9 protein-coding genes are annotated in these 9,759 nt (G+C 45.8%); 5 read left to right on the top strand and 4 right to left on the bottom strand.

The window, feature by feature from the left end:
* Positions 1-406 precede the first annotated feature (406 nt).
* From N4A56_RS02685 to N4A56_RS02675, 3 genes are read right to left on the bottom strand one after another with little or no spacing between them, the layout of a single operon-like run.
* Positions 407-1,429, bottom strand: coding sequence for a glycosyltransferase (locus N4A56_RS02685; RefSeq protein WP_295544907.1), 1,023 nt, complete (start codon positions 1,427-1,429; stop codon positions 407-409).
* A gap of 41 nt (positions 1,430-1,470) precedes the next feature.
* Positions 1,471-2,148, bottom strand: coding sequence for a DUF47 family protein (locus tag N4A56_RS02680; protein WP_293667773.1), 678 nt, complete (start codon positions 2,146-2,148; stop codon positions 1,471-1,473).
* Positions 2,149-2,183: 35 nt separating this feature from the next.
* Positions 2,184-3,419: an inorganic phosphate transporter gene (locus N4A56_RS02675; RefSeq protein ID WP_293667771.1), complete on the bottom strand. Its 1,236-nt coding sequence runs from the start codon at positions 3,417-3,419 to the stop codon at positions 2,184-2,186.
* 162 nt (positions 3,420-3,581) lie between these two features.
* On the opposite strand from N4A56_RS02675, the gene N4A56_RS02670 reads away from it, so the two are divergent.
* The 5 genes from N4A56_RS02670 to N4A56_RS02650 all read left to right on the top strand — a co-directional run bounded on the left by N4A56_RS02670 (position 3,582) and on the right by N4A56_RS02650 (position 8,807).
* A complete protein-coding gene (locus N4A56_RS02670) occupies positions 3,582-5,381 on the top strand; it encodes an ATP-binding protein (RefSeq protein WP_293667770.1) in 1,800 nt (599 codons plus the stop codon).
* Positions 5,382-5,796: 415 nt separating this feature from the next.
* Entirely contained in the window at positions 5,797-6,555 is a 759-nt protein-coding gene (locus N4A56_RS02665; RefSeq protein ID WP_293667768.1) for an ABC transporter substrate-binding protein, read from the top strand.
* A gap of 133 nt (positions 6,556-6,688) precedes the next feature.
* A complete protein-coding gene (locus tag N4A56_RS02660) occupies positions 6,689-7,357 on the top strand; it encodes an amino acid ABC transporter permease (protein WP_293667766.1) in 669 nt (222 codons plus the stop codon).
* A gap of 11 nt (positions 7,358-7,368) precedes the next feature.
* Positions 7,369-8,139 carry an amino acid ABC transporter ATP-binding protein gene (locus tag N4A56_RS02655; RefSeq protein ID WP_295544904.1) on the top strand — a complete coding sequence of 257 codons (771 nt, stop codon included), beginning with the start codon at positions 7,369-7,371 and terminating at the stop codon, positions 8,137-8,139.
* Complete coding sequence (locus N4A56_RS02650) at positions 8,139-8,807, top strand: amino acid ABC transporter permease (protein ID WP_295544903.1); 669 nt, start codon at positions 8,139-8,141, stop codon at positions 8,805-8,807. The genes N4A56_RS02655 and N4A56_RS02650 overlap by 1 nt, the downstream gene beginning before the upstream one ends.
* 414 nt (positions 8,808-9,221) lie before the next feature.
* Here the strand turns inward: N4A56_RS02650 and N4A56_RS02645 are convergent, their stop codons facing one another.
* Positions 9,222-9,518 carry a hypothetical protein gene (locus N4A56_RS02645; protein ID WP_295544901.1) on the bottom strand — a complete coding sequence of 99 codons (297 nt, stop codon included), beginning with the start codon at positions 9,516-9,518 and terminating at the stop codon, positions 9,222-9,224.
* Positions 9,519-9,759: the final 241 nt, after the last annotated feature.

Genomic DNA, 9,759 nt, shown 5'->3' with positions numbered 1-9,759 from the left:
GACCATCGCCGATGATACTGCAGGGGAGCCTGTGGGAAAGTAGGTCGCTGCCAAGATTTATTTCTAGACCGCGTTTCATAAGAAACGCGGTCTTTTTTTTGGTCTATGCTTTAGCAAGTACGCTAGCAGGTGTTCTTTGTTCCTTTCCTTAAGAGTCTTCTTTTGCTCTGGGGGGATTCTCTAAGCTTGTCTTTCTGGATGATATGCAGTTGATGTGTCTTGATGGTGGAATGTAGAGGTGGTTATTGCTCTTGAAGAGAGCTTAGAAATGACACGTTTTACACTTGAGGCTTTTGATATCAAGAGTGAATAAATTTCAGTATGTTTTTAGCGTATCAGAAGGAAGAGTGTGTTCCTGGCAGAGTGCTAACTACGCTCGATAACACTTCAGGATAAAAAAATGTTGCTATGAGGCTAAGATGTAATCTGTGCCGAGGGTGAATCCTTTAGCCTGCATAAATTCTTCGAGTTGCTCGTTGGCATCGTGCCCAGCAAGGTATGCAACAGCAAAGCAATTTTCCTGTTCCAGAGTTTCTCTGCCTGTAACCCGTTTGCCATGCACAACATTACCTATCTTTTTTGGGTCAACATCGATCCAGCCAGAAATAACAACGCCATATTGCTCTAGCAGCAAGGCTCGCTGGCGGCTGCTTTTGCCTGCTCCAATGATGTATATTTTTTTATCGGGTGCAACATTGTTGTGAAGCCAGTCTGCTAGATAAGGCGATTTCATTTTGTAGAAATTATCCACGCTGCATTGCTCCCCAATGCGTGAGAGACGATTAGGCGGGTCATTCCAGACAACAAGCTCTTGCGGCAGTTTTGCGGCCTTAACTCCTAGAGACATCCAGCGGAGCCAGAGTTCATAGTCCTCCGGTAAGTTACCTGTCTTGTATCCCCCGAAGCGTTCGATAAGCTCCGTTCTGTACATTGTGCTTGGGTGAGCAAAGGGGGCTTCCTGAAATCGGCGAATACTGATGTCGTCAGGCGTTAACAGGGTATTTGTCCAGTCAACATATCGCGCATATCCACCCGCGGTGTTTCTATCACCACCAAATGTAACGCGGGTGCCAACTAAACCTATTTCAGGGTGTCCATGTAGGTAGGCAACCTGCTGGTTTAATCGTTCAGGCAAGGAATAGTCATCGGCATCCATACGGGCGATGAGTCTTGCGCGTACTTTGGACAGTCCGGCATTTGCTGCGGTCGCTACACCTGAATGTGGAATGGTAAAACCGCGCACGCGCTCATCGTGTGCGATGTATTCCTGTATTATTTTGAGTGTTGAATCGGTTGACCCGTCATCAACAATAATGAATTCAAAATCGGTAAACGTTTGGGCAAGGATGCTGTCGACAGCAGTAGAGAGTGCGTTAGCTCCGTTGTATACGGGCATAACTACAGAAACGGATGGTGTGGATGGTTGCATATAATAAAAATGCCTGCGATCAGGGCTCGCAGGCATAATGGTTATCTAACGATCATTGCACGAAGCATGTCGCTACAATTTTCGGCGTTGTGACTCATATCGAAGAGGCAGTCTACAAACTTCATAAGCTGGTAGACTTCTTTGAAGTCTCGATTGAGATCGTACAGTTCCGCCATGAGATTTTGTTTCATGCGAAACACGTTACGCTGTTGAGCGCGAATGCCGCGGAAATGCTCTTTTGTTTTCTGGCGACTCACAGCCGCAGTTCCCTGCACAAGATCAATGGTTGCTTCGAGCGCATCTTTCAAGAGTTCGATGGTCTTAGCTACTTCGTACAGGTAATCAAGAAGCAGTTTTTGCATATCTTCTTCAATGGCAAGGCGGTGCATACCTAACCAGTTGAGTGCTTCTTGACCGGAGTCAAGAATGTTGTCCTGACTGCGGGTGTAGTTGATGAACAGAGTTTTATCCACAGGCATAAATAAACCGTGCGGAAGGTGGTTACGGATATTACGTTTAATTTTATCCGCATGGTATTCTGCTTCATCCACTTCCTGTTGCAGGGAGTAAAACTCACGACATGCGCCGCCGGTAATGTAGCATTCCATGGACTCATGGATAAGCCCCATGCCTTTTTCAATTTGCCCGTAGTGCTCGAGCAAGCCGCTCATAGGGGTGCGGTCGGATAACATTCCAAAAAATGGAACGCGTAATTTCATTTCAGTTTCCTCCTAAGATTCTACCGGTAAAAGCTTTAAATAATCGTCCATCTAAGTAACTGGAATATAATGATACTGCTCAGTGCTGCAATTGGCACAGTGAGTACCCAGTAGAGAACGATTTTGAATAAAATTCTAAAGTTAACTGTACCAAAACCACGGGCGACGCCAACACCGACAATAGAGCCTACAGAGGCGTGTGTTGTGGATACTGGCATACCGAGGTTGGAAGCAATAAGTACTGTGGTCGCTGCGCCAAAATCAACAGCAAAACCACGAGTGTTGTTTAGTGTGGTAATTTTACTGCCCACGGTTTCCATAACTTTATAACCGAGTACAGAGATACCAAGGGTGATGCCGAGTCCGCCGACAACAAGAAGCCATAGCGGCACTTCTGCACTGCTGAGCAGGGCGTGATCTCGGGCAATCATGTAGATGGCGGCTACCGGACCGATAGCGTTTGCAACATCGTTAGCCCCTTGAGAAACTGCAACGTAGCAGGATGTACCTACCTGCATTTTACGGAACAGTCCTTCAACGGCTTCAGATTCTTCATCTACATTAGGGATAAGTTTATGAATAAACATTCTGGAAATACTCCAGAATATCGCAGTTACAATCGGCGCAAGGTAGAGTGCATCCCACCAAGTAAGGTGCAGGTTTTTGCCGAATGGTGTTTTGAACAGGAAAGATAAAAACACCAGTGTAAACGTCAAAGCAATCCAGAATGGAGCCCACTTGCGTGCATGCATAAGCATTTGGCTACGGAAGAGGATTCGCTTACGGATTGATGCAAAAATACATCCTGCGATAACAGCACCAAAAAGTGGTGAGATAATCCAGGAAAGAACAACAAAACCCAGTTTGCCCCAGTTAACAACTTCCGGTCCGCCGACAACAAAGCCGAAGCCGAGAATAGACCCGACAATAGAATGTGTGGACGAAACAGGAAGCGCTGTGAGCGTTGCAACAAGAACCCATAGCCCTGCGGATAGCAGCGCTGCGAACATACCGATCATAAGAATCTTAGGATCAGTTATCATTTCGGGGTTGATAATTCCCTTGGAGATAGTCTTGGTAACCTGAGAACCAAGAAAAACTGCGCCTGCAAAGTTAAGAACACCTGCAATAAGCACAGCTTGTTTTACTGTAATGGCTTTAGCACCAACAGCAGATGCCATTGAGTTTGCAACGTCATTCGCACCAAGGTTGAATGCCATCATGAAACCGGCTAATACAGCCAGTACAAGGAAAACAGTATATATATCCATATGTTTAGAGTTTCCGATTGTTTAAATTTATTTGACGGCTAGCAGGTACCTTTTAGCCTGTTAGATAAGGTCATGCTATTGTCAAAATCAATTCTGCACCGTACTTTCGCGATGTAACATAACAGTCATACAATTGCCACAACGTAGCGGGTAATAAATGCCATGAACAACTATTCTATCCGTAACAGGCTCTTAACGGGCATGTTTCTTCTTTTAATGGTCGCACTGGTTCCACCATTTTATTATTTCGATTCATCATTGCGCACTGATATCTTGCGTGATGCGAAAGCCAGAGCTGTGACCTATCTTAATACCGTGGCGTGGACGACTCGCGAACATACGTTTACTTCAGTCCCTGAGTTTGCAGGGTGGCTGAATGAGCTTGCAAGCCAGCTTAATGTTCGTGTGACATATATTGTCGATGGAAAAGTCATTGCGGATACTAATGTTCCCTTCGCAGAACTTAATTTGCTCCCTTCCCATGCCGACAGACCGGAAGTTCTCACCGCCTTGGAGGGTAAGACCGGCGTCGAGGTTCGCTTTTCTACAACAATCGAGAAGGATCTGATTTATGCAGCGCGTGTGGAAAAGCAGCATGGCATTATTCCGGCTGGCATTATGCGTGTAGCAATCCCTGCTTCTTCAGCAAGTGAACGGTTGACCCGTCTTGAGGCTGGCATGCTGTGGGTTTTTGCGTTGACTGCTTTTGGTACTGTGCTGTTCGGCTTTTTGGTGACAAGGCCGTTTCTTATCTCGATTCGCAGGTTGGCTAGTGCCGCACAGGCAATTGGTCTTGGACAGTATCAACGCCGAATCCGGACATATCCGGGAACCGAGTTTGAGCCCTTAGTATCTGCTATTAATGATATGGCGCAGAATATTGAAATGCATCTGCGCATGGTAGTTGACCAAAAAAACAGGCTGGAAGCTGTTTTTGATGGCATGACAGAAGGGGTTATGGTTCTTGATGAGCGTGGACGAATTCACTCTTGCAACGCGGCGTTCATGGCAATGCTAGGCTGTGTTGAAGGTTGTGAAGGGCGGACTGTCATAGAAGCAACTATGCAGCCGGATTTGCAGCAAGCTGTGGATGAAATTCTTGCATCACCTATTCCTAAAAACGCCAGCTTAGTCCTGGAGTTGCCGGAATCTGTGTATCTTGTCGTTAACCTTGTACCGTTCCGTGACCGTCAAGAAGCGCGCAAAATGGTACTTGTGTTCCATGATGTCAGTGAGCGTGAGCAGCTTGAGTGTGTTCGCCGAGATTTTGTGGCGAATGTTTCGCACGAACTCAAGACGCCTCTTACAAGTATTAAAGGATACGCAGAGACACTTATTGATGCACCTGAAACTCCGCATTCTACCGCAGTAAAGTTTCTCACGATAATTTTACGCAATGCTGACCATATGACAAAAATGGTAAATTCTTTACTTGTTCTTGCTCGTTCGCAGCATATTAAGGCGAGCAGTCAGCTTACCTCTGTAGATGCAGAAGAAGTTTTAGAGCAGACTGTGCGGGATATGATTCCGGCAGCTGATGAGAAAGGCATAACGCTGGAATCGTATGTGGATCATTACGATATTCATGTGATTGCTGATGCTGGCGGGCTTTCGGAAGTTCTTCGAAATCTTATTGATAACGCTATTAAGTATAGTCCTAAAAATTCAACCGTTGCTGTTGGATTACGGCTGCGTAACGGGATCGCGACATTTAGCATTCGCGATGAAGGGTCGGGTATTCCAGCTGAAAGTCAAAGCCGGATCTTCGAGCGTTTTTATCGTTTGGAAAATGAAGAATCGCCTGTGGCAAAAGACGGTAGTGCCGGACTTGGGCTTGCAATTTGCCGCAGGATTATCCGATCATACGGTGGTGATATTCGCGTAGAATCACCAGTGGACAAAGAAAAAGGTACGGGTGCGGCATTTATCTTTACACTGAAGAAAGCACTTAAAAAGTCCTGATATAGTAAACGATGATGGTCTAAAAGCCGCTGTGTTATGAATGCAGCGGCTTTTTTATATGCAGCGAATGCTACTAAAAATAAATACTAGTGCGGTCATTGTAAAAGAGTTGCCTCTACTGGGGCAACCGCTTAAAAAAGGGACATGGCTGGGATTTAGAGTCTGTTATACATTATGCCTACCGTGTGATCGTTGTCATTTTTATAAAAGTCAGAAGAGGTTGTGGGTAACAAGGGGCATTCTGAAGCATCTCAATATGCGCAACGCCTTGATTTTGCAAAATTGTCTAATTTGGTAGTTGCGACTAGGGCTACTTTCTGCTAGCCAAGATAGTTGTGGGTTATTAGGGAAAGCAAATGGTATGGAAATGCCGTTTGTTTATGTTGCTACCTATCTTGCTAGAAGGAAGAACAAAATGCTTAGAACAACACGTCTGCTTATTGCAGCACTTGGTTTGGTTTTAATGTTCGGCACAGGAGCATTTGCAGAAAAAACCTATATTAACGGTATTGATGCAAACTACCCTCCTTTTGCGTATGTTGACAAAAATGGTGAACCAGCCGGTTTTGATGTCGATTCTTTAAATTGGATTGCAAAAAAACTCGGTTTTCAGGTTGTTCATAAGCCTATGGAATGGTCAACTATCGTACAGAGCGTGCTCTCAAATAAAATCGATATGGTTTACTCCGGCATGACCATTACTCCAGAACGCGCTGCAAAAGTGAATTTCTCCATGCCGTACTACACTGTTGCAAATGTCTACGCTGCTAAAAAAGGTTCCGGTCTTACTGTAGACAAAATACAGCACGATAAAGTACGTCTCGGTGTGCAGTCCGGCACCCCGCAGGTTGAATGGCTTAAAGAACACATGGCTAAAGAAGGCTGGAACTTTACTTTGAAGTTCTACGACTCTGCTCCGCTTGCATTTCAGGATGTTATGAATGGTCGTATTCAGGCTGTAGCAATGGATGCTGCTCCTGTTAACGATGCAATTGGTCGTGGACTGCCATTGGCTGTTATTGACACTTTCGGCGATCATGAAGACTTTGGTGTTGCTATCAATAAAGATAATCCAGAGCTTCTTGAATTGATCAACAAAGGTATCAAAATGCTGAAAGCTGATCCTTATTGGGAAGTTCTCAAAGAAAAGCATCTGAAGGGTGGCAAGCACTAATTGGCTTGTAGGCTCTTAATATAGATACTGTTTCAGCTGAGAGCGTGTTCCATTAAAACGCTCTCAGCTTTTTTATTGCGTGCTACCGCACATCGAAGGAGGAAGGACGAACGGAATGTTTGTCCGATAGTATATGCTAGAACAGTTAGCAGTAATTTTAGATGCACTGCCATATATATTACAAGGTGCACTCGTGACGTTGGGTATAGTCGGGGGCGCAATGAGCCTCGGTCTAGTCATGGGTATTCCTATGGCAGTTGGTTTGGTCTACGGACCGCGATTTGTTCGCTTCATTCTCGGGCTCTATGTCTGGTTTTTCCGGGGAGTGCCAATTCTGACACTCATGTTCCTTTTTTACTTCGGCATTTTCGATTTGTTAGGACTAAACCTATCTGCTCTTGCAGCTACATCCATAGTATTGGGGATGACGAGTGCTGCCTACCAGTCACAAATTTTCCGAGGCTCTATAGAAGCCTTACCGCAAGGACAGCTTAAAGCGTCCCGTGCGTTGGGAATGTCAGACATGCAGGGTGTCTGTAATATCATTCTTCCACAGGCGTTGCGGTTGTCTATTCCCGGATGGTCCAACGAATTTTCTATTATCCTTAAAGACTCTGCGCTGGCGTATGTTGTGGGTGCAATGGATATGTTCACACGCACACATTTTGTTGCGTCCAGAACCTATGAACATCTCACCCTGTTTATGACTGCCGGTGCAATTTACTTTATTATTACCTTGGTGGGCGTAAAGCTGCTGCTCACTCTCGAAAAGAAAGTCCGTATTCCGGGCTATACCACGTAAGGGATATATACATGCCAAGTGAGAACAACACCCCTATTTTGCAGATGCAGGGAATTTGCAAGACACTTAGCGGGAAAGAAATTTTACGATCAGTTTCTCTCGATATTAACCGCGGGGAACTCAAAGTGCTCATCGGGCCGTCCGGTGCGGGTAAATCTACATTTTTGCAGTGTATTAACTACCTGCTTATTCCAGAGCAGGGACAGATTCTTTTAGAAGGTAACGTAGTAGATACCGGCAGTAAAAAAGAGCTGTACGCATACCGCCAGCAGGTTGGTATGATCTTTCAGGACTTTAACCTATTCGATCACCTTACCGCTGTAGACAACGTTTCCATTGCTCTCCGTAAAGTGAAAGGCATGAGCAAACGGGAAGCAACCGATATTGCGAAGAAAGAACTTAAGCGGGTAGGGTTGTCCGATAAAGGAGATCTTTATCCTGCTGAGCTTTCTGGTGGTCAGAAGCAGCGCGTTGCAATTGCTCGTGCGCTTGCCATGGAGCCAAAGGTGCTTTTGCTTGATGAGCCGACCTCTGCGCTTGATCCAGAATTAGTGGGTGAGGTTCTTTCCGTAATCCGTGATCTTGCAAAAGAGGGGCTTACCATGATTATGGCAACCCACCAGATGGATTTTGCGCGAGCACTGGCGGATGAGATTGTATTTATGCAGCAGGGCGAAATTATCGAACACGGTTCTCCGACAGCACTTCTTAAAGAAGGTTCAGGAACACGTACCGCTGACTTCTGTAACAAGCTGTCTGATATGTGCGAGGAGCTTGACTAGTGGATCCATTTTACACAGAACAACTGCTTCCTGCTGTAAACAGGGGGCTGCTCATGAGCGTAATGCTCATTGTTCCGTCCGCAATCATGGGGCAGCTTCTCGGTATTGCGGTTGGCTGCTGTCGCGTCTTCGGAAACAGGCTTGTGCAAAAGTTGATGGACTTTTATACAGCGCTGTTCCGCGGTGTTCCGCTCATGGTACAGCTTTTCATCCTTTATTATGGACTGCCTAAGCTTGGTATCTATTTGGAGCCGGAACAAGCAGCCATTGTCGGTTTTACTCTCTGTAGTGGCGCGTATAACTCTGAATACATTCGCGGTGCGTTACTTTCTATCCGCGAAGGACAGCTCAAAGCAGCTGCTGCGCTAGGTATGAGTAAAATTCAGACTGTCCTTTGGATTGTTGTCCCGCAGGCGTTCCGCAGGGCATTGCCAGGTTGTGGTAACGAGGTAATCTACCTCATCAAGTACTCATCGCTGGCGTATATCATTACATGTATCGAACTAACAGGCGAAGCGCGCGGCATTGCAGCGCACACTTTCCGCTTTACAGAAGCCTTTATGGTTGTCGGGGCATACTACTTGTTTCTTGTCACCATCGCTGGCTGGTTGCTGAAGAAGTTTGAGCAACATTTGTATATTCCGGGTTTCGGTGTCATCAAAGGTTAGGTGAAGCTATATATAGTAGCAGAGAGCGAATCGTATTGCGGTTCGCTCTTTTTTTTAGCCTTCGGCGAGTCTCCGACGGGCAGGTGAACGAAGGTGGTGTGTCTCCGACGGGCAGGCGGGCGCTGCCCCCTGCACCCCCGCAAGGGGACACGTCCCCTTGACCCCGTTTAGGTAAATTTCTTTTTATGTCAGTCTGTTGAATAAGTTCACAACAAAAGGACTTATTCAAGGATGGAACAAGAATAAAGAAAGGGTGGAGTTTTTTACTCCACCCTTTCTTTTGTATGAACATGTGTTCCCTGATTCTGATTAAGGGGGATGTTTTTTGAGGGGGGATACTAAGTGGGCTACCTCTTTTCGACAGTTTGTTTCAGCGTTGACTGGAGGGAGCTTGATTTTTGCTTAGCGCTTTAATTAAGTAAGGTAGTGGTGCGTAAGCCGCGAGGTGGTGTAAAAAACGTGCTGACCTCGCGAGTAAAAGTCTTTGGAGATTTTTAAGAACCTTTCTTCGAGAAAGGTTCTTGAAGCCCGCGGCAGCGCCGTCGGAGACACCTGAAAGCCTGCGGCAGCGCCATTGAAGACATATCTTTTTGCCAGAAACTGTTCTGCGACAAGGGCTTTGGGGGAAATGGGGTGTAAGTGGCTGTGGGTTTTTTGAAAAAGAATCAAAAAAAAGTAAAAAAGTTGTTGACGGGAAGGTGCCGTTTGCATAGAACGTCTCTCGCTGCAACGGAGCAGCCCAGACAGGGCGACACCGAGCAGCTTGTTCATTTTCAAGTAACGATGCAAAACGAAAGACAACTTCTTTAAAAAAAAGTTAAAAAAGAGGTTGACTCCTGAAGCGGGATAAGGCAAAACGCTTTTCGCACTTCGGAAGACAACTGGTCTTTTGTCGTCGCTTTGAAACTCTTTGACAATTAAATAGCGAATCGGATTGATTTAGAGATCAGCT

The sequence above is a fragment of the Halodesulfovibrio sp. genome, from assembly GCF_025210605.1.
Classification (GTDB): Bacteria; Desulfobacterota; Desulfovibrionia; order Desulfovibrionales; family Desulfovibrionaceae; genus Halodesulfovibrio.
The sequence above is the reverse complement of the archived record's forward strand: the minus strand, read 5'-3'. Positions and strand labels throughout refer to the sequence as shown.

What these genes read in the sequence shown, in the direction of transcription:
- N4A56_RS02680 (WP_293667773.1), bottom strand. Translation starts at nt 2,148, where the DNA reads ATGAAATTACGCGTTCCATTTTTTGGAATGTTATCCGACCGCACCCCT.
- N4A56_RS02665 (WP_293667768.1), top strand. Translation starts at nt 5,797, where the DNA reads ATGCTTAGAACAACACGTCTGCTTATTGCAGCACTTGGTTTGGTTTTA.
- N4A56_RS02660 (WP_293667766.1), top strand. Translation starts at nt 6,689, where the DNA reads ATGCTAGAACAGTTAGCAGTAATTTTAGATGCACTGCCATATATATTA.
- N4A56_RS02670 (WP_293667770.1), top strand. Translation starts at nt 3,582, where the DNA reads ATGAACAACTATTCTATCCGTAACAGGCTCTTAACGGGCATGTTTCTT.
- N4A56_RS02655 (WP_295544904.1), top strand. Translation starts at nt 7,369, where the DNA reads ATGCCAAGTGAGAACAACACCCCTATTTTGCAGATGCAGGGAATTTGC.
- N4A56_RS02675 (WP_293667771.1), bottom strand. Translation starts at nt 3,419, where the DNA reads ATGGATATATATACTGTTTTCCTTGTACTGGCTGTATTAGCCGGTTTC.
- N4A56_RS02645 (WP_295544901.1), bottom strand. Translation starts at nt 9,518, where the DNA reads ATGCAAACGGCACCTTCCCGTCAACAACTTTTTTACTTTTTTTTGATT.
- N4A56_RS02685 (WP_295544907.1), bottom strand. Translation starts at nt 1,429, where the DNA reads ATGCAACCATCCACACCATCCGTTTCTGTAGTTATGCCCGTATACAAC.